Origin of the sequence: Streptacidiphilus sp. MAP12-16, assembly GCF_041262165.1 — a bacterium.
Classification (GTDB): Bacteria; Actinomycetota; Actinomycetes; order Streptomycetales; family Streptomycetaceae; genus Streptacidiphilus.
Genome location: NZ_JBGCBY010000001.1, coordinates 329,126 through 348,929, shown reverse-complemented (window position 1 = coordinate 348,929; position 19,804 = coordinate 329,126). Strand labels below are relative to the sequence as shown.

Sequence of the window (19,804 nt, the reverse complement as noted above, 5' to 3'; positions counted from 1 at the left end):
GACGGGGTTCGGACTACCAGCGGTAGTGGGCGAAGGCCTTGTTGGACTCGGCCATCTTGTGCGTGTCCTCGCGACGCTTCACCGAGGCGCCCAGACCGTTGCTTGCGTCCAGGATCTCGTTGAGCAGGCGCTCGGTCATGGTCTTCTCGCGGCGAGCGCGGGAGTAACCGACGAGCCAGCGCAGCGCCAGGGTGTTGGCACGGCCGGGCTTGACCTCGACCGGCACCTGGTAGGTCGCGCCACCGACACGGCGGGACTTGACCTCGAGGGTCGGCTTGACGTTCTCCAGCGCGCGCTTGAGCGCGACGACCGGGTCTGCGTTGGTCTTCTCGCGGACGCCCTCGAGGGCGCCGTACACGATGCGCTCAGCGGTGGAGCGCTTGCCGTGCAGGAGGATCTTGTTGACGAGCGACGTCACCACAGGGGAGCCGTAAACCGGGTCGATGATGACCGGGCGCTTCGGGGCGGGGCCCTTACGAGGCATTCTTACTTCTCCTTCTTGGCGCCGTAGCGGCTGCGGGCCTGCTTGCGGTTCTTGACACCCTGGGTGTCCAGAGAGCCGCGGATGATCTTGTATCGCACACCCGGCAGGTCCTTCACACGGCCACCACGAACGAGCACGATGGAGTGCTCCTGCAGGTTGTGGCCCTCGCCCGGAATGTAAGCGGTGACCTCGATCCCGCTGGTGAGGCGCACACGGGCGACCTTACGAAGCGCCGAGTTCGGCTTCTTCGGGGTGGTCGTGTACACACGCGTGCAGACGCCACGGCGCTGAGGGGAACCCTTCAGCGCGGGCGTCTTGTTCTTCTCGACCTTGTCCTGCCGGCCCTTTCGGACCAGCTGCTGGATCGTAGGCACCGTATCTCCGTCTTCTTTGTGCCATCTCTTGGTGTAACTACCCTGGTTGTGTCCTGCCGACGTCCGACCCACGAGGTCGGGTGTGTCGGGCCACTTCCCATCCCCTCGACTCCTTGCGGAGGAGCGGTGTGGAAGCGCGGTTCCCATGAAGCGGCGGCGATATATGCACGCACGCACAAGAGACCCGGGGACACCCCAGGCACAAGGTCAGAGCGTACCTAGCGCATCGGCGCGGGTCAAAACAAATGCGCAGCCGCAGGTCACGGCCTCGGCGCAGGAGGAGTTGCGGACGCCCCGGAGGTGTGCATCGACACGGGGCGGAGAATGTGACGTGTCGGACACCGTAACCGGGGGCGGCGGCCGAGGGAAGAGGACGCGGCGGGGACGGCCGGGGATCAGCCGCCCGGGGGAAGCGGGGGCACGCCGACCGTTCCGGACGACGCGCCGCTGTCACCGGTCGCCATGATGCCGAGGAAGATGAGCAGCAGCCACAGCGCCACGCCCAGCCACCCCAGCACGATGCCGGTGACCGCCATGCCCTCGCCGTCCTCGTCCCGCTCCCTGATCTGCCCCTTGGAGAGATGGCCGCAGATCAGGGCCGGGAGGGCGGTGAGACCGAGGGTGAAGACCTCGGCGACCCCGAGGATCAGCGCGGCCACCGCCAGCCCGTTGGTACGGCGGTAGCGCGGCGGCGGGGCGAAGGGGTTGGCGTAGGGGTCGTAGGGACGGCCGTGGGCGTACGGGCTCGGCACCTCGTACGCCGGGGGGTACGGGACGAAGGCGGCAGGGATGACCGGGGCCGGAGTCAGGTAGGGAACGGGCATGGGTCCGCTCGGCAGGTCCTGCACGATTCCCGACAGCTGGCCGTAGGTCAGCGCACGATAGACGAGCTCCACGCGGTCGTTGTACTCGTCCGGTGTCAGGCGGCCCTCGGCGTAGGCGGCCTTGAGGACGTCGACGGTCCGCTCCCGGTCGGCATGCGACGCACGCATGGTCGCGACCTGGCTCAGCGCCGGCTGGGAGGCCGCCATCGTGGGCGTCGGCGGCGCGGCGGTCCGCCACTGCTGCATCGGATACTTCGGCTGCTGCGAGTTCGTGGACAACGGCGACCTCCCCGAATGCGCCCGCGGCCCTGAGGCGCGGGCACGACCTCATCTCCATAGTGGGGGACGATCGAGGGAAGCGCATCGTGCCCAGGAAGCATGTAGAGGACTTGTGACACAAGCTCAGCTACGGAGGGCCCGGACCCGCTTGGCGGCAGTTCCGGCGGTCACTCGTAGCGGGCGGAGTAGCGCTGCTGCAGTTCCGGCCAGTGGCGGCGCAGGGTCTCCGCGCCGATCGGCCGGTCTCCCCCCTCGGCGGCCAGGCCGTGGGTGCTGAAGAGGTACTCGGAGAGCCTGGCCGGGTCGGGGTCGTGCCCGTGCGCCTCCCTGAAGCCGACCAGGCCGTCGAGGTAGGCGTCCAGGAGGTCGGCCGGCTGCCGGTCGGAGCCGGGGACCTGGGCCGGCGCGTAACCGGGCACGAGTTCGGGCTCACCCTCGGGGAGGGTCTTCGGGGCGAACCACGCCTCCGGGCCCTCCTCCGTGGTCCCGTCGGCGTCGGCCGGGTGCTGCTTGGGGAGCCAGGCGACGCCGCGGGCACTGGGCGCGGACGTGCTGGGCTGATCCTCGGCGACGGGCGCGACGGAGGTGTCCGGATCGTGCAGCGGTCGGCGGTGGCGCTGGATGGCGAGCTTGGTGAGGAGGTCCACGGCGACCGGGTCGGCGGCGGGCGCGGGAGCCTGGGCCCGTGCCTGGGCCGCCGGCTGGGCATGCGGCTGGGGCTGAGCGTGCGGCTGGGGCTGGGGCTGGGCCTGGGCGCGAGGGGGCGCGTAGACGGCGGTGGGCGCCTGTCCCTGGGGTGTGGGTGCCGGGGCTGGCACGGGCACGGCAGCGGGCACAGGCGCGGCGGTGAGCGCCGGGGTCCGGCGGACGACGTCGAGGTCCAGCGGCACGCCGTACTTGGCCAGCTTCAGCGGCAGCAGGGTCTCGATGGGCGCCTGGCGCCGCCAACTGCGGCCGTACTGGGCCCGCAGATGGGTGCGGTAGACGAGACGGTTCTGCTCCAGTCGCACCACCTCGTCGTAGGAGCGCAGCTCCCACAGCTTCATCCGCCGCCACAGGCGGAAGGTGGGGACCGGCGAGAGGAGCCAGCGCATCACCCGCACCGACTCCATGTGGCGGTCCGCGGTGATGTCCGCGATCCGCCCGATGGCGTGCCTCGCGGCCTCGACCACGACCACGAAGAGCACCGGGATGATCGCGTGCATCGCCATGGCCAGCGGGTCGCCCCAGGACGAGGCGGCGTTGAAGACGATGGTCCCGCCGGTGAGCAGCCAGGCCGTCTGCCGCAGCAGCGGGAACGGGATGCGCAGCCAGGTGAGCACCAGGTCGAGCGCCAGCAGGACGGCGATGCCGACGTCCACGCCGATCGGGAAGACGTAGGAGAAGACACCGAAGCCCTTGTGCAGGGCAAGGGTGCGCACAGCGGCGTAGGAGCCGGCGAAGCCGATTCCGGCGATGATGAAGGCGCCGGCAGCGACCACGCCGATCAGTGCGCGGTGTGCACGGGTTATCTCAGGGCCTGCCATGGCTCGTTCAACCCCTGGGTGTGACGGTCGCGGGTCCGCGTTGAGCCGCGGGCGGAGGACAGCTTGCCACAACGGCGTATCGGTCTGGTCTCGGGCGTCCGAGAAGCGGTGATTCAGCAGGTCCGCACGCCTCGAACGGCCCTGACGCAGTATCAGCGGCACCAGGAAGCTCAGCTGTCACACCCTGCTGCGACGATGACACTGAGCGTGTGCGAGCGGTGCTGCCCAGGCTGTCCTGGACAATGGCGGGGACCGGACAGGCCCCAGAGGCCGGCCTCGCCGGCCTCGGAATCGAGAGAGTTCCAGCACCAGGGAGAGGGAGGGCCGTGATGGGCAAGCGCAACCAGGGGCATCGCCGTACCAAACAGCGAGAGCAGGCTGCCCGTCCGCGCCCGCGGCCGCCTGAGCCGCCGCGCGCTCCCGAGGCCGGAAGGCCCGGGGCGGACGGGCGGGGTGCTCCGCCACGCGAGCCGTCCCTGCGGGAGCAGCTGGAGGCGGCCTGCGGCGGCGTGCTCTACGCCCCCGAGGAGGGCTACCACCTGGCCCTGGACCAGGGGGCCAGTACCCTCTCCGAACCGGCGGCCCGCTGGCCGCAGACCAGCCGGACCGTGCTCCTGGTGACCGGCGGGCTGCTCGCGCGACTGTGGCAGGCCGGGTGGCAGCCGGCCGACCTGGTCCGGGCAGTGCGGAGGGAGCTGGCGCCGCGTCACTCCCGGCTGATGGTGGACCTGATCGCGGCGGAGTCGCGCGGCTACGCCGGCGCCGCGCTGGACATGCGCTGGTCCGGGCAGTTGCGGGAGCTGGAGGCGGAGGTGTGGTGGGGCGAAGACGACGCCTTTCTGCCGGGCGTCGCCCGTCGCGAGCGCGCGGACCGCTTCACCGTCGCGACGTTGCTGCTCGAACTGTTCCGGCTGATCGGTCGGCTGCCCCCGATCACTCTGCTGGGTCCGCCGCCGGGCGCGGCCGGGCGCGTCTCCGGGTCGACCGTCCCGTTCGCGCCGAAGACCGGCAGCGAGCCGCGGATGCTCGGCCGGATCAGGGCACTGCTGGCCAAGGCGGAGTCCACTGAGTTCCCCGACGAGGCGGAGGCGCTCACCGCCAAGGCGCAGCAGTTGATGGCACAGCACAGCATCGACGAGGCCCTGCTCGCTGCCTCGTCCGGGAGCCGGGCCGAGCCGGGCGCCTGCAGGATCGGGGTCGACAACCCCTACGAGGCGCCCAAGGCCCTGCTGTTGGACGCGGTGGCGAGTGCCAACCGGGCCAAGTCGGTGTGGACAAAGGATCTGGGCTTCTGCACGGTGGTCGGCTTCCCCGCCGACCTGGAGGCGGTCGAGCTGCTCTACACCTCGTTGCTGGTGCAGGCGACGAGCGCGATGAACAGCGCGGGGACGCAGAGCGGAGGCAGCGGGGGCTCGCGGACGAAGTCGTTCCGGCAGTCGTTCCTGATCGCCTATGCCTCGCGTATCCGCGAGCGGCTGACAGAGGCCACCGCCCAGGTGACCGAGGAGGTCCTGGCCGGGCTGCGGACGGAGGGGGACGCGTCCCCCGCACTGCTGCCCGTGCTCGCTGCCCGGGAGGAGGCGGTGCAGGAGTCCACCGAGCGGATGTTCCCCAACACCAGTACCGGGCGGGCGATCCGCGCCAACGACTACGAGGGATGGACGCAGGGCCGGGCCGCCGCCGACCGCGCTCGGCTGCACGGCCACAGTGCGGCGCTGAAGCGCTGACGCGCCCGACGGGGCCCTGCGGATGCTCCTGACCAGGTTCACGCTCACGGGCGGTGTAGCGACGGTCCGCCCGCGCCCGGGGCCTGTGCGCGCTACGGTCGAACGTCCGACAGCCCCGTACAGGAGATCTCCGTGAAATCCGTCCAAGCTCTGGTCGGCCGACTCGCCGAGCTCACGCCAGACGAGTTGACCGCCCTCCTGGACGCCCGCCGCGTCCACTCCGCGGCCCTGCGCGCCGCCAGGGAACCGCAGAACCTCGTCCAGCTCGCCGAACGCCTGCTGGAGGACCGCTCCGTGGCGACCTGCGTCGCCCGGCTGTCCACGCCGGGCCTGCAGGTGCTCGCCGCCGGCGTGTGGCTGGCCACCCGACGGCACGGAGCCCTCCAGCAGCAGCCGTACTGGACGCCGCTCGAGCCGTCCGAACGCCCGGTGCCGGCGGCCGACCTGCTGGCCTTTCTCAGTGGCGACGACCCAGGACTACGGGCCGCGGCACAACGGACCCTGACGGAGCTTCAGGAGCTGCTGCTGGTACTGCCCGCAGGCCCGGGCGAGGTGGCGCTACCCGCGTTCGTCCACCGGCATCTCGCCGACACCATCGGCCTGAGCCGTCCGGCGGCACAGCTGATGAGCGACGCGTTCAACGCGCCGGAGGTGCATCGGGTCGCCGCCGGACTCGACCTGCCGCCGAGCCGCAACCGCCAGACCGCACAGGACGGCGTGCTGGCCCTGCTCGGCGACCGGGAGCGGGTGCGCGCCCTCGTCGCCGTGGCGCCGGCCGGTGCCAGGGAACTCGTCGACCGGCTGGTGCAGGGACCGCCGGTGCTGCGTACCCACTGCTTCATGCCGCTGGGCGGATACCACTACGGTCCGGGAACCAAGTACCAGCTGCGGCCCCGCGGTTCGGGCGACCCCGGCACGGACTGGCTGGCCGAGCACGGGATGCTCGTCCCGATCGGGCCCGATCTGGCGGAGCTGCCGTTCGAGGTGATCGACGCCCTCGCCGACGGCAGGGTCACGGCGCGATTCGAACCCGATCCGCCGGTGCTCGGTCGGGGAGGCCATGGCCTGAGCCCGGTCCCCGGCTCACTGCGCGAGGCGCAGGCTGCGGCGGCGACCGCGAGCAGGAAGGTCGAACTACTGCTCGCCGCCTGCGCCGCCGTCCCGCCGAACGTACGCAAGGCCGGCGGCCTCGCCGTACGGGACACCCGGCGCCTGGCCAAGGCGATCGACGCCCCCGAGGACCGGACCCGGTTCTGGATCGACCTGGCCTACAACGCCGACCTGCTCGGCGAGTACCAGGAGCAGCCGGAGGGGCCCGCACCGCGCGGTCGCAGCCGCCGTCCCGTCGCCCCCAGCACTCCGCTGCGACTGCTGCCGACGGCACGCTACGACGGCTGGCTGAGCCGCTCCCCCGCCGAACGGCTGGTCCCGGTCGTCACGACCTGGGCTGTCATGCCGGAGATCCTCAGCTGGTGGCCCGAGGAGCGCGACGAGACCCCGGTCGCCCTGGTCACCCCGCAGGACCAGGAGGCGGTGCCGCTGCGACGGCACGTCCTGGCCGCGCTGGCGTCCCTGCCGCCGGGCGAGGGCCTCGGCCCGGTGGCCGTCATCGGGCCCGACACCCTGGCCGAGCTCACCGGGCTGATCGGCTGGCGCTGCCCCGGGCTGGTGGTGTCGGGCCCGCCCGACACCCAGCAGCCCGGCGCAGACCAGACCCGCGCGGAGAGCGACGGCCGGGTGCTCGCCACCCTGCGGGAGGCCGAGCTGCTGGGCGTGGTCGCCCACGGCCGGCTGACGCCCCTGGGAGAGGGCGTTCTCGCGCTGCTGGAGCGCACCGACGCCGCCGACTGGTTCCCCTACGTGCCGGGAGTCGCCGGGAAGGACGACGAGGCGTACGCGGACCCGCTCGCCGCCCTGCGAGCCGCCGTGGCGGACCTGCTGCCGCCGCCTCAGGAGACCGCACGCTTCCAGGCGGACCTGACGGCGATCGCCGCGGGCGCGCCGTCGGCCGCGCTGGCGGAGCTGCTGGGCTCCGCGGCCGACCGTGAGTCGGAGGGCCATGCCGTGGTGTGGCGGTTCAGCGCCGCCTCGGTGCGCCGGGCCCTGGACGGCGGGCAGACCTCCGAGGAACTGCTTGCGGCGCTGCGCGAGGCCGCCGAGGGCGCACTCCCCCAGCCGCTCGAGTACCTGGTCCGCGACACCGGGCGGACGCACGGTCAGGTACGGGTGGTCCGCTCGGCCTGCTGCATCCGCTCCGACGACGAGGCGCTGGTGCTGGAGCTGTCCCGGACCCGGGTGCTGGCGAAGCTGGCGCTGCGCCGGATCGCGCCGACGGTGCTGATCAGCACTCATTCGCCGAGCGCCACCCTGGACGCGCTGCGCGCGGCGGGCTACGCGCCGGTGCTGGAGGCGGAGACGGGAGTGACCGTGGTGGAGCGCGCCCCGGGGACCCGGGCCGAGTCGAGGATGCCCACCTTCGACCGGTCGCGCCGCCGCCACGCGCCGACCACGACCACCGCGGAGCTCGCGCGGCGTCTGCTCTCAGGCGCGTAGGCCGGCTTCACCGGTACTGGTCTGACTGACGAAACGCCGCAGGGCGGCCACCCCGGGTGGGGTGACCGCCCTGCGGTCGAGACTGCTACGGCGTTCAGCCCGTGTAGGGGCCGTAGTCGTAGTCGTCCAGCGGGACTGCCTGGCCGGAGCCGGAGCCGAAGGGCGAGTAGTCGATGTCGTCGTAGCCGACGGCCGAGTACATCGCAGCCTTCGCCTCCTCGGTGGGCTCGACCCGGATGTTGCGGTAGCGGGGAAGACCCGTACCGGCCGGGATGAGCTTGCCGAGGATGACGTTCTCCTTGAGGCCCAGCAGCGGGTCCGACTTGGCGTGGATCGCCGCGTCGGTGAGCACCCGGGTCGTCTCCTGGAAGGAGGCGGCCGACAGCCAGGACTCGGTCGCCAGCGAGGCCTTGGTGATACCCATCAGCTGCGGACGGCCGGAGGCGGGCTGGCCGCCCTCGGACACCACACGACGGTTCTCGGTCTCGAAGCGACCACGCTCGACCAGCTCGCCGGGCAGCAGCTCGGCGTCGCCGGACTCGATGATCGTCACTCGGCGGAGCATCTGCCGGATGATGATCTCGATGTGCTTGTCGTGGATCGACACACCCTGCGAGTTGTAGACCTTCTGGACCTCGGCCACCAGGTGGATCTGCACCTGGCGCTGGCCCAGAATCCGCAGCACGTCGTGCGGGTTGACGGTACCGGCAGTGAGCTGCTGGCCGACCTCGACGTGCTCGCCCTCGCTGACCCGCAGCTTGATGCGCTTGGAGATCGGGTAGGCGATCTCCTCGCTGCCGTCGTCGGGGGTGACGACGAGCTTGCGGGTCTTCTCGGTGTCCTCGATCCGGACCCGACCCTCGGCCTCGCTGATCGGGGCCACACCACGCGGGTTACGGGCCTCGAAGAGCTCGACGACACGGGGCAGACCCTGGGTGATGTCGTCACCGGCCACACCACCGGTGTGGAAGGTACGCATCGTCAGCTGGGTACCGGGCTCACCGATGGACTGGGCGGCGATGATGCCGACCGCCTCACCGATGTCGACCAGCTTGCCGGTGGCCAGCGAGCGGCCGTAGCACATGGCGCAGGTGCCGACGGAGGACTCGCAGGTCAGGATGGAACGGGTCTTGACCGCAGAGATGCCCAGACGGATCAGCTCGTCGATCAGGACGTCGCCCAGGTCGGTGTTGACCGGAGCCAGCACCTGCCCGTCCACGACGATCTCCTCGGCGAGCGCACGGGCGTACACGGCGGTCTCGACGTCGTCGCGCTTGCGCAGCACGCCGTCCGCACCCAGGTCGGCGATCGGCAGCTTGAGGCCGCGCTCGGTGCCGCAGTCCTCCTCGCGAATGATGACGTCCTGGGAGACGTCGACCAGACGACGGGTGAGGTAGCCGGAGTCGGCGGTACGCAGGGCGGTGTCCGCGAGACCCTTACGGGCACCGTGGGTGGAGATGAAGTACTCCAGCACGGAGAGGCCCTCACGGAACGACGCCTTGATGGGTCGCGCGATGGTCTCGTTCTTCGCGTTGGACACCAGACCACGCATACCGGCGATCTGACGCATCTGCATCATGTTTCCGCGAGCCCCGGAGTCCACCATCATGAAGATGGGGTTGGTCTTCGGGAAGTTCGCGTTCATCGCCTCGGCGACCTCGGCGGTCGCCTTGGTCCAGATCCCGACGAGCTCCTGCTGGCGCTCGTCCTTGGTGATCAGGCCGCGCTCGTACTGCTTCTGGACCTTCTCGGCCTGCGCCTCATAGCCCTCGAGGATCTGGGGCTTGTTCGGCGGGACCACGATGTCCGAGATGGAGACGGTGACGCCGGAACGGGTGGCCCAGTGGAAACCCGTCGCCTTGAGGTTGTCCAGCGTCGCCGCGACGACGACCTTGGGGTAGCGCTCGGCGAGGTCGTTGACGATCGCCGAGAGCGCCTTCTTGTTGATCTCGTCCTCGACGAAGGGGTAGTCCTCGGGCAGCTGCTCGTTGAAGAGCGCGCGGCCCAGGGTCGTCCGCAGCCGCAGCTGCTCACCCTCGTTCCAGCTCGTCTTGCCGTCCTCGTCCACCGGCGGGGTCCAGCCGCGCGGAGGCACCGTGCCCAGGGGCAGGCGCAGGTCGATCGGCGACTGGAGGTCCAGCTCCTTGGCGTCGAAGGCCATCACGGCCTCCGGCGTCGAGCCGAAGGCGCGACCGACGCCGCGAAGGGTCTCCGGGTCGCGCTCCGAGGTGAGGAAGAACAGGCCCAGCACCATGTCCTGGGTCGGCATGGTGACGGGGCGACCGTCGGCCGGCTTCAGGATGTTGTTGGAGGACAGCATCAGGATGCGGGCCTCGGCCTGCGCCTCCGCGGAGAGCGGCAGGTGGACGGCCATCTGGTCACCGTCGAAGTCCGCGTTGAACGCGGTGCAGACGAGCGGGTGGATCTGGATGGCCTTGCCCTCGACCAGCTGCGGTTCGAAGGCCTGGATGCCGAGGCGGTGCAGGGTGGGCGCACGGTTCAGCAGAACCGGGTGCTCGGCGATGACCTCTTCGAGCACGTCCCACACGACCGGACGGGCACGCTCGACCATGCGCTTGGCCGACTTGATGTTCTGCGCGTGGTTGAGGTCGACCAGGCGCTTCATCACGAATGGCTTGAAGAGCTCCAGCGCCATGGCCTTCGGCAGACCGCACTGGTGCAGCTTGAGCTGCGGGCCGACGACGATGACCGAACGGGCCGAGTAGTCGACTCGCTTGCCGAGCAGGTTCTGGCGGAAACGACCCTGCTTGCCCTTGAGCATGTCGCTCAGGGACTTCAGCGGGCGGTTGCCAGGACCGGTGACCGGACGGCCACGACGGCCGTTGTCGAACAGCGCGTCCACGGCCTCCTGAAGCATGCGCTTCTCGTTGTTCACGATGATCTCGGGCGCGCCGAGGTCAAGGAGCCGCTTGAGGCGGTTGTTGCGGTTGATCACGCGGCGGTACAGGTCGTTCAGGTCGGAGGTCGCGAAGCGGCCACCGTCCAGCTGCACCATCGGGCGAAGGTCCGGCGGGATCACCGGGACGCAGTCCAACACCATGCCGCTGGGCTTGTTGGTGGTCTGCAGGAACGCGGAGACGACCTTGAGGCGCTTGAGCGCGCGGGTCTTCTTCTGTCCCTTGCCGGTCTTGATGATCTCGCGGAGGCGCTCGGCCTCCTCCTCCAGGTCGAAGGTCTCGAGGCGCTTCTGCAGCGCCGCGGCACCCATCGAACCGGAGAAGTACGTGCCGAAGCGGTCGCGCAGCTCGCGGTAGAGCAGCTCGTCGCCCTCCAGGTCCTGGACCTTGAGGGACTTGAAGCGGGCCCACACCTCGTCCAGGCGGTCCAGCTCGCGCTGGGCCCGGTCACGGAGCTGCTTCATCTCGCGCTCGGCGCCTTCGCGCACCTTGCGGCGCACGTCCGCCTTGGCACCCTCGGCCTCGAGCTCGGCGAGGTCGCCCTCGAGCTTCTTGGCGCGGGTCTCCAGGTCGGCGTCGCGGCGCTGCTCGATCTGCTGGCGCTCGACGGAGACCTGGGCCTCCAGCGAGGACAGGTCGCGGGTGCGGCGCTCGTCGTCGACCCACGTGATCATGTAGGCGGCGAAGTAGATGACCTTCTCGAGGTCCTTGGGAGCAAGGTCCAGGAGGTAGCCGAGGCGTGAGGGCACGCCCTTGAAGTACCAGATGTGCGTGACGGGGGCGGCCAGCTCGATGTGGCCCATCCGCTCACGACGCACCTTGGCGCGAGTGACCTCGACGCCGCAGCGCTCGCAGATGATGCCCTTGAAGCGGACACGCTTGTACTTACCGCAGTAGCACTCCCAGTCCCGGGTGGGGCCGAAGATCTTCTCGCAGAAGAGTCCGTCCTTTTCCGGCTTGAGGGTGCGGTAGTTGATGGTTTCGGGCTTCTTGACCTCGCCGTGGGACCACTGACGGATGTCGTCAGCGGTCGCAAGGCCGATACGGAGTTCATCGAAGAAGTTGACGTCGAGCACGGGTCGTCAGTCCCACCTTCGGGGTCGAAGTTAACGCTGGTCTGAGGGGGTCCTGGGGGTGACGGGCCCACGCCTGGCGGCGTGGACCCGAACCTCCGTCAGACCTCTTCGACGCTGCTCGGCTCGCGCCGGGACAGGTCGATACCGAGCTCCTCCGCGGCGCGGAACACGTCCTCGTCGGAGTCACGCATCTCGATGGACATACCGTCCGAGGACAGCACCTCCACGTTCAGGCAGAGCGACTGCATCTCCTTGATGAGCACCTTGAAGGACTCGGGGATGCCGGGCTCGGGGATGTTCTCGCCCTTGACGATGGCCTCGTAGACCTTCACGCGGCCGAGCACGTCGTCGGACTTGATGGTGAGGAGTTCCTGGAGGGCGTAGGCGGCTCCGTAAGCCTCGAGCGCCCACACCTCCATCTCACCGAAGCGCTGACCACCGAACTGTGCCTTACCACCCAGCGGCTGCTGCGTGATCATGGAGTACGGACCGGTCGAACGGGCGTGGAGCTTGTCGTCGACCAGGTGGTGCAGCTTGAGGATGTACATGTAGCCGACCGAGACCGGCATCGGGAACGGCTCACCGGAGCGTCCGTCGAACATCCGCGCCTTGCCGGAGGAGCCGACCAGACGGTCGCCGTCCCGGGTGAGCGTGGTGTGGTCCAGCAGACCGGTGATCTCGTCCTCGCGGGCGCCGTCGAAGACCGGGGTGGCCAGGTTGGTACCGGCCTCCACCTTGTGGGCGCCGATCTTCTGCAGCCGGCGGGCCCACTCCTCGCCGAGTCCGGAGACGTCCCAGCCGGTCTTGGCGAGCCAGCCGAGGTGGGTCTCCAGTACCTGTCCCGGGTTCATTCGGGAGGGGACGCCGAGGGGGTTGAGGACGATGTCGACCGGGGTGCCGTCCTCGAGGAAGGGCATGTCCTCGACCGGAAGGATCTTGGAGATAACACCCTTGTTGCCGTGGCGGCCGGCCAGCTTGTCACCGTTGGTGATCTTGCGCTTCTGGGCCACGTAGACGCGGACCAGCTGGTTGACGCCGGGCGGAAGCTCGTCGCCCTCCTCACGGTCAAAGACGCGGACGCCGATGATCTTGCCCTGCTCGCCGTGCGGCACCTTCAGCGAGGTGTCGCGGACCTCACGGGCCTTCTCGCCGAAGATCGCGCGCAGCAGGCGCTCCTCCGGGGTCAGCTCGGTCTCGCCCTTGGGCGTGACCTTGCCGACCAGGATGTCACCGGTGGTGACATCGGCGCCGATGCGGATGATCCCGCGCTCGTCCAGGTCCGCGAGGACCTCCTCGGAGACGTTCGGGATGTCCCGGGTGATCTCCTCCGGGCCGAGCTTGGTGTCACGGGCGTCGACCTCGTGCTCCTCGATGTGGATCGAGGAGAGGACGTCGTCCTGCACGAGGCGCTGCGACAGGATGATCGCGTCCTCGTAGTTGTGACCCTCCCACGGCATGAACGCCACAAGCAGGTTCTTGCCGAGCGCCATCTCGCCCTGGTCCGTGCAGGGACCGTCGGCGAGGACCTGGCCCACCTCGATGCGCGCGCCCTCGTCCACGATGACCTTCTGGTTGAAGGCCGTGCCCTGGTTGGAGCGGGTGAACTTGGCCACGCGGTACGTGGTGTAGGTGCCGTCGTCGTTGGCCACCGTGATGTAGTCGGCGGAGACCTCCTGGACCACACCGGACTTCTCGGCGGCGATGACATCGGCGGCGTCGACCGCGGCGCGGTACTCCATGCCGGTGCCGACCAGCGGCGACTCGCTCTTCAGCAGCGGGACGGCCTGGCGCATCATGTTGGATCCCATGAGTGCGCGGTTGGCGTCGTCGTGCTCGAGGAACGGGATCATGGCGGTCGCGACCGACACCATCTGGCGCGGCGAGACGTCCATGTAGTCGATCTCGACGCCGGGGATGTAGTCGATCTCGCCACCACGGCGACGGACCAGCACGCGGCCCTCGGCGAAGTGGTTGTCATCGGTCAGCGGCGCGTTGGCCTGGGCGATGACGAACCGGTCCTCCTCGTCCGCGGTCAGGTAGTCGAGGTCATCGGTGACGATGCCCTCGACGACCTTGCGGTACGGGGTCTCCACGAAGCCGAAGGCGTTGACCCGGCCGTAGGAGGCGAGCGAACCGATCAGACCGATGTTCGGGCCTTCCGGGGTCTCGATCGGGCACATGCGTCCGTAGTGGGACGGGTGCACGTCACGGACCTCGAAGCCGGCCCGCTCACGGGACAGACCACCGGGGCCCAGCGCGGACAGACGACGCTTGTGGGTCAGCCCCGACAGCGGGTTCGTCTGGTCCATGAACTGGGACAGCTGGCTGGTGCCGAAGAACTCCTTGATGGAGGCGACGACCGGCCGGATGTTGATCAGGGTCTGCGGCGTGATCGCCTCGACGTCCTGAGTCGTCATGCGCTCGCGCACGACGCGCTCCATACGGGCGAGACCCGTACGGACCTGGTTCTGGATCAGCTCGCCGACATTACGCAGACGACGGTTGCCGAAGTGGTCGATGTCGTCGTCCTCGACCACGATGGTGTTGCCGTTGGGCGCGACCGTCTCGGTCTCACCCGCGTGCAGCTGGACCAGGTACTTGATGGTCGCCAGCACGTCGTCAACCGTCAGCACGCCGCCGTCGAGCGGCTGCTCGACGCCGAGCTTCTTGTTGATCTTGTACCGGCCGACCTTCGCGAGGTCGTAGCGCTTCGGGTTGAAGTAGAGGTTCTCCAGAAGCGTCTGCGCGGCCTCGCGGGTCGGCGGCTCGCCGGGGCGCAGCTTGCGGTAGATGTCGAGCAGTGCGTCGTCCTGGCCCTGGGTGTGGTCCTTCTCCAGGGTGGCGCGCATCGACTCGTACTGGCCGAACTCCTCCAGGATCTGCTCGGAGGTCCAGCCGAGGGCCTTCAGCAGTACGGTGACGGACTGCTTGCGCTTGCGGTCGATGCGGACACCGACCATGTCGCGCTTGTCGATCTCGAGCTCGAGCCAGGCACCGCGGGACGGGATGACCTTGGCGGAGTAGATGTCCTTGTCGGACGTCTTGTCCAGGGTGGTGTCGAAGTAGACGCCCGGAGAGCGCACCAGCTGTGAGACGACGACACGCTCGGTGCCGTTGATCACGAAGGTGCCCTTGTGGGTCATGAGCGGGAAGTCGCCCATGAAGACCGTCTGCGACTTGATCTCGCCGGTCTCGTTGTTGGTGAACTCGGCGGTGACGAAGAGCGGAGCCGCGAACGTGAAGTCGCGGTCCTTGCACTCGTCGATCGAGTTCTTGGGGGGCTCGAAGCGGTGGTCGCGGAAGGTCAGCGACATCGAACCGGAGAAGTCCTCGATCGGGGAGATCTCCTCGAAGATCTCCTCCAGACCTGACTTCTGCGGGACATCGTGTCCTTCTGCGAGCGACGCCTCAACCCTGTCCTTCCACGCCTGATTGCCGAGGAGCCAGTCAAAGCTCTCGGTCTGCAGGGCGAGGAGGTTGGGAACCTCGAGGGGCTCACGAATCTTCGCGAAGGAAATACGGAGCGGTGCGGTGGATGCGGAGTTGTTCGAGGCGTTGCGCGAGGCGGCCAAGAGGGGGTCCTTCCGAGGGCTCGGACTCACTACGCGCGTACCGGGCCCACCCGTCTCACGGGTAGCATCCGCGCTTCCGCACGGGCCGACAACCCGGACATATCTCCAGGTCAGAGCCAGTGCGCAAACGGGGTGCCACCCCTGGTCGGGGTAGTGCAGACTCCGGGGGTCGAGTCACGGAGCAGCTAAAAGGCAGCGCAAAGGGACAGTGTAGCCACAAGGCACACTGCTGTCCAGTCCGGATTCGGAGACCGAATCGTCGAACTCCCTACCTCGCGGGATCACCCTCGCTGAGGGCGCCCCCTGGGGCGGTCACTGCCTACTGGGTGTGTATTCCCCACCACACCCTGGTTCCATGCCTGCGATCCGGAAGATTCGCGGGCCCGTGGTTCTGGCCCACAGCTGGAACCGGTCCTGCTCACCGCTGCTCCGCACGGTTCGGGGACTCCCGCCGCGTGCACAACCTCGCGTCCTGAGAATTGCGCGCCGCGTGCCGTTCGTCAAGGGCGAGCCCCTGTCGACCTCACCGCCGACCCCACTCCGGCGAGGCCCGACGCCGGCGGTCGGGCCGGGCGACTGCCCTGGTGGGGTGGCCGCTCGGCGACCGCTGTACGGCTCCGGAGTGGACCCCGGACACTCCGCGGCGCCCGCTGCGGGCAGGTCGTACCCGCAGCGACGACGATCACCATACTCGCCCCCGCACATGCTGAGGAGCAGGCAGGCGACAGAAGTGGCGAATCGTCATAGATGGGACAGGGAAAGGGGAGCAAACAAAAAACCGAGGCGGTCACCCAAGTGGGTGACCGCCTCGGCGGTGCAGAGCGCTCGGTCCGTTCGGCGCACCAGGTGCGCGAGCAGACCGCCGATCAGGTAATCGAAATTACTTGACGGTGACCGAGGCGCCAGCGGCCTCGAGGGCAGCCTTGGCCTTCTCCGCGGCGTCCTTGGCAACCTTCTCCAGGACGGTGGCGGGCACGCCGTCAACGAGGTCCTTCGCCTCCTTCAGGCCGAGGGACGTCAGGGAGCGCACCTCCTTGATGACCTGGATCTTCTTGTCACCGGCGGCGGTGAGGACGACGTCGAACTCGTCCTGCTCCTCGACCTCGTCGGCCACGGCGGCAGCGCCACCACCGGCGGCGACGGCGACCGGGGCGGCAGCCTTGACGTCGAACTTCTCCTCGAAGGCCTTGACGAACTCAGAGAGCTCGATGAGGGTCAGCTCTGCGAACTGCTCGAGCAGCTCTTCCTGGGACAGCTTCGCCATGATGGCGTCCTTCCACTATTTCGGCAGGTGCCGGATGTACGGATAGGCGGGCGTACGGGCCCGCTGCGAGGGTCCTACTCCGCGGCGGGAGCGTCGTCCTCGGCGGCGGGAGCCGGCGTACCGGCACCGCCCTGCTCGACCTTGGCCCGGAGCGCCTCCGCAGTGCGGACGAACTCCGTGAGGGGGGCCTGGAAGGTGGCGGCGGCCTTGGCCATCGACGCCTTCAGGCCACCCGCCAGCTTGGCGAGCAGCACCTCGCGGGACTCAAGGTCCGCGAGCTTCTTGATGTCATCGGCGGACAGCGCCTTACCATCAAGGACACCGCCCTTGATGATCAGTGCGGGGTTCTCCTTGGCGAAGTCACGCAGAGCCTTCGCCGACTCCACCGGGTCACCGGCGACGAAGGCGACAGCCGTCGGACCCGCGAACAGGTCGTCAAGCTCTGAGATCCCGGCCTGATTGGCAGCGATCTTGGTCAGCGTGTTCTTCACCACGGCGTAATTGGCGTTGTCGCCGAGCGAGCGACGCAGCTTCTTCAGCTGCGCCACGGTCAGACCGCGGTACTCGGTCAGCACGGCCGCGTTGGAGTCACGGAACTTGTCCGTGAGCTCGGCGACGGCGGCAGCCTTGTCGGGCCTTGCCATAGGCTTACGCCTCCTTCCGTGATGTCGATGCGTGGCCGACCGTTGAGTCGACCTGCTACGCCCGTCCCGCCGGAAGAAGTGCTCAGAAAAAACACGACAGCCCCGGCGCAGGCGCACGGGGCTTCAACATGCTCAACGCGTGACATGCCTTGCGGCACGCACCCGGAGCGCGATTGTCCTCATCCATCCTGCGCGGGTCGTCCGCATCCTTCGCGGATCCTTCGGCCACCACACTGACCCTTCGCAGGGCAGGTAGCAACGACCAGCGGTCTTTGGCAGTCCCCAAGGTACGTGACAACGGGCCCGGCGGGCAAATCGCCCGCCGGGCGGTGCGGCAGGCGTCAGCCGGTGCTCTTCATCAGGCTGCCCAGATCCGTGGTGTCACCGGCCGGCGGCACGGTGATCTGTACCGGGGTGTTACCGAAGTCCGAGTACTGGATGGTGATGTCCATGGTGCCCTTGGCGGTCGCCGCCGTCTCGTGCACCTTGACCGGGAGGTTCTGGTCGTTGACCCACATGTCCACGGTCTCCGTGGACATCCCCAGCTTGGTTTCCTGGTCGATGAGCGACTTGAAAGCCGGGTCCGCGGCGGCGGCCAGCTTCGCGATGTCCACCGTGCCGGAGTAGCGCGTGGTGGACACCCCGTCCACGGTCTCCTGGCCGACCCGCTTGATGTCCCCGGACGAGGTCATCAGCTTCACCGCCGTCGACGGGTCCTGGCCGCCGCTCTTGTTGAGGGAGTCGGCGAGGGCCTTGCCCTGGGCGCCGAGCGAGGCGAAGTCGATCTTCAGCCAGTGCTTGCCGCTGAACTGCTTGGCACCGGCGGCACCCATGTTGATGTACTCGGTGGCCCCGGACATCAGCAGGTGCATGCCGTCAGGGAGCTGCGCGGTGTTCATGGTCAGATCCACCGCTATGGGATTGCGGGACATCGACCCGGACATCGTCATCGTGCCGGCGGTGGGTATGACCATCGTCATCTTCACCTTCGAGGAGGTGTAGCCGGCGGTCGTCTTGGTGGTCAGCGACATCGCATCGGCGACGGTGGCGACGGCGGACTTGGCCGCGCCGGTCGCTGCCTTCTCGGTCGAGGCGGAGCAGGCGCTCAGAGCCGCCAGCGCTGCGGTCATGGCGGTGGCGATACAGAGCGTGCGGGTCGTACGCATGTGGAACCCCCCTGTGGTTCGTGTGAGATCTGCGAGCAGACGCTACACCGGGCCACCGACATGCGGACGGGCCGGTACCCCTTCCGTTGCGGAAGAAGTACCGGCCCGTCAGAACGCGACTGCTGCCTCGCTCGGTCGTCAGACCGACGCGGGGTCCTCCTCGACGAGGAGGTTGCGGGTGCGGCTCGGGTCGACCTGGATGCCGGGGCCGATCGTCGTGCTGATCGCGATCTTCCTGATGTAGCGACCCTTCGACGCGGACGGCTTGGCGCGGAGCACCTCGTCCAGGGCGGCGGCGTAGTTCTCGACCAGCTTGTCGGTGTCGAAGGACACCTTGCCGATGATCAGGTGCAGGTTCGAGTGCTTGTCGACGCGGAACTCGATCTTGCCGCCCTTGATCTCGGTCACGGCCTTGGCCACGTCCGGGGTCACGGTGCCGGTCTTCGGGTTCGGCATCAGGCCACGGGGGCCGAGCACGCGGCCCAGGCGACCGACCTTGCCCATCAGGTCCGGGGTGGACACGACGGCGTCGAAGTCCAGACGGCCCTTGGCGACCTCGTCGATCAGCTCGTCGGCGCCGACGATGTCGGCACCCGCAGCCTCCGCAGCCGCGGCACGGTCACCGGTCGCGAAGACCAGGACCCGGGCGGTCTTGCCGGTGCCGTGCGGAAGGTTGACGGTGCTGCGGACCATCTGGTCGGCCTTGCGCGGGTCGACACCCAGACGCATGGCGACCTCGACGGTGCCGTCGAACTTGGAGGTGGAGGTCTCCTTGGCGAGGCGGATGGCCTCGAGGGGGGCGTACAGACGCTCGCGGTCGATCTTCTCCGCCGCGGCGTTCAGAGCCTTGCTGCGCTTCACTGCTGCTCCTGTGGATTTAAAGACGTGGAGTTGTGGTGGCTGCGGGCCGCGCTCGGCCCTACCACTACCGATCAAGTGCTGAGAGGTACTCAGCCCTCGACGGTGATGCCCATCGACCGGGCAGTGCCGGCGATGATCTTGTCGGCCTGCTCCAGGGAGTTGGCGTTCAGGTCGGGCAGCTTGGTGGTGGCGATCTCGCGGACCTGGGCAGCCGTGATCTTGGCGACCTTGGTCTTGTGCGGCTCGCCGGAGCCCTTCTCCACGCCCGCGGCCTTGAGGATCAGGCGAGCGGCCGGCGGAGTCTTGGTGATGAAGGTGAAGGAACGGTCTTCGTAGACCGTGATCTCCACCGGCACGACCATGCCACGCTGCGACTCGGTCGCGGCGTTGTAGGCCTTGCAGAACTCCATGATGTTGACACCGTGCTGGCCCAGCGCGGGGCCGACGGGCGGCGCGGGGTTGGCCGCGCCGGCGTTGATCTGGAGCTTGATAAGCCCCGTGACCTTCTTCTTCTTGGGAGGCATGCTCTCTCCGGG

General features: G+C 68.9%; 13 protein-coding genes. 2 read left to right on the top strand and 11 right to left on the bottom strand.

Going from position 1 to position 19,804, the window contains the following annotated elements:
* Positions 1-13: 13 nt before the first annotated feature.
* The 4 genes from rpsG to ABIA33_RS01535 form a co-directional block, all read right to left on the bottom strand.
* Complete coding sequence (gene rpsG, locus ABIA33_RS01550) at positions 14-484, bottom strand: 30S ribosomal protein S7 (protein ID WP_123497064.1); 471 nt, start codon at positions 482-484, stop codon at positions 14-16.
* A 2-nt stretch (positions 485-486) separates the two neighbouring features.
* Positions 487-858 carry a 30S ribosomal protein S12 gene (rpsL, locus tag ABIA33_RS01545; RefSeq protein ID WP_014144289.1) on the bottom strand — a complete coding sequence of 124 codons (372 nt, stop codon included), beginning with the start codon at positions 856-858 and terminating at the stop codon, positions 487-489.
* A gap of 395 nt (positions 859-1,253) precedes the next feature.
* Positions 1,254-1,961 (bottom strand): DUF4190 domain-containing protein, encoded by a 708-nt coding sequence (locus ABIA33_RS01540; RefSeq protein ID WP_370076030.1) that lies wholly within the window; start codon positions 1,959-1,961, stop codon positions 1,254-1,256.
* Between the two features lie 167 nt (positions 1,962-2,128).
* Entirely contained in the window at positions 2,129-3,487 is a 1,359-nt protein-coding gene (locus tag ABIA33_RS01535; RefSeq protein WP_370076028.1) for a DUF2637 domain-containing protein, read from the bottom strand.
* Between the two features lie 329 nt (positions 3,488-3,816).
* Here ABIA33_RS01535 and ABIA33_RS01530 point away from each other — a divergent pair, with 329 nt between their 5' ends.
* Both ABIA33_RS01530 and ABIA33_RS01525 read left to right on the top strand, forming a co-directional pair.
* Positions 3,817-5,214, top strand: a complete 1,398-nt coding sequence (locus ABIA33_RS01530; protein ID WP_370076026.1) for a DUF2786 domain-containing protein — start codon at positions 3,817-3,819, stop codon at positions 5,212-5,214.
* Positions 5,215-5,346: 132 nt separating this feature from the next.
* On the top strand, positions 5,347-7,767 hold the full coding sequence (locus ABIA33_RS01525; RefSeq protein ID WP_370076024.1) for a helicase-associated domain-containing protein: 2,421 nt from the start codon (positions 5,347-5,349) through the stop codon (positions 7,765-7,767).
* 94 nt (positions 7,768-7,861) lie between these two features.
* Here ABIA33_RS01525 and ABIA33_RS01520 read toward each other — a convergent pair whose 3' ends face one another.
* The 7 genes from ABIA33_RS01520 to rplK all read right to left on the bottom strand — a co-directional run bounded on the left by ABIA33_RS01520 (position 7,862) and on the right by rplK (position 19,792).
* Positions 7,862-11,761: a DNA-directed RNA polymerase subunit beta' gene (locus ABIA33_RS01520; protein ID WP_370076022.1), complete on the bottom strand. Its 3,900-nt coding sequence runs from the start codon at positions 11,759-11,761 to the stop codon at positions 7,862-7,864.
* Between the two features lie 98 nt (positions 11,762-11,859).
* Positions 11,860-15,333: a DNA-directed RNA polymerase subunit beta gene (gene rpoB / locus ABIA33_RS01515; protein ID WP_370076020.1), complete on the bottom strand. Its 3,474-nt coding sequence runs from the start codon at positions 15,331-15,333 to the stop codon at positions 11,860-11,862.
* An 880-nt stretch (positions 15,334-16,213) separates the two neighbouring features.
* Positions 16,214-16,597, bottom strand: a complete 384-nt coding sequence (gene rplL / locus ABIA33_RS01510) for a 50S ribosomal protein L7/L12 (protein ID WP_370076018.1) — start codon at positions 16,595-16,597, stop codon at positions 16,214-16,216.
* Between the two features lie 74 nt (positions 16,598-16,671).
* Complete coding sequence (rplJ, locus tag ABIA33_RS01505) at positions 16,672-17,241, bottom strand: 50S ribosomal protein L10 (RefSeq protein WP_370076016.1); 570 nt, start codon at positions 17,239-17,241, stop codon at positions 16,672-16,674.
* Between the two features lie 341 nt (positions 17,242-17,582).
* Positions 17,583-18,407 carry a hypothetical protein gene (locus ABIA33_RS01500; protein ID WP_370076014.1) on the bottom strand — a complete coding sequence of 275 codons (825 nt, stop codon included), beginning with the start codon at positions 18,405-18,407 and terminating at the stop codon, positions 17,583-17,585.
* 138 nt (positions 18,408-18,545) lie between these two features.
* The gene (gene rplA / locus ABIA33_RS01495) at positions 18,546-19,268 is read right to left on the bottom strand and encodes a 50S ribosomal protein L1 (RefSeq protein WP_370076012.1); all 723 of its coding nucleotides are present in this window, start codon (positions 19,266-19,268) and stop codon (positions 18,546-18,548) included.
* Positions 19,269-19,357: 89 nt separating this feature from the next.
* On the bottom strand, positions 19,358-19,792 hold the full coding sequence (gene rplK / locus ABIA33_RS01490) for a 50S ribosomal protein L11 (protein ID WP_134003899.1): 435 nt from the start codon (positions 19,790-19,792) through the stop codon (positions 19,358-19,360).
* Positions 19,793-19,804 lie beyond the last annotated feature (12 nt).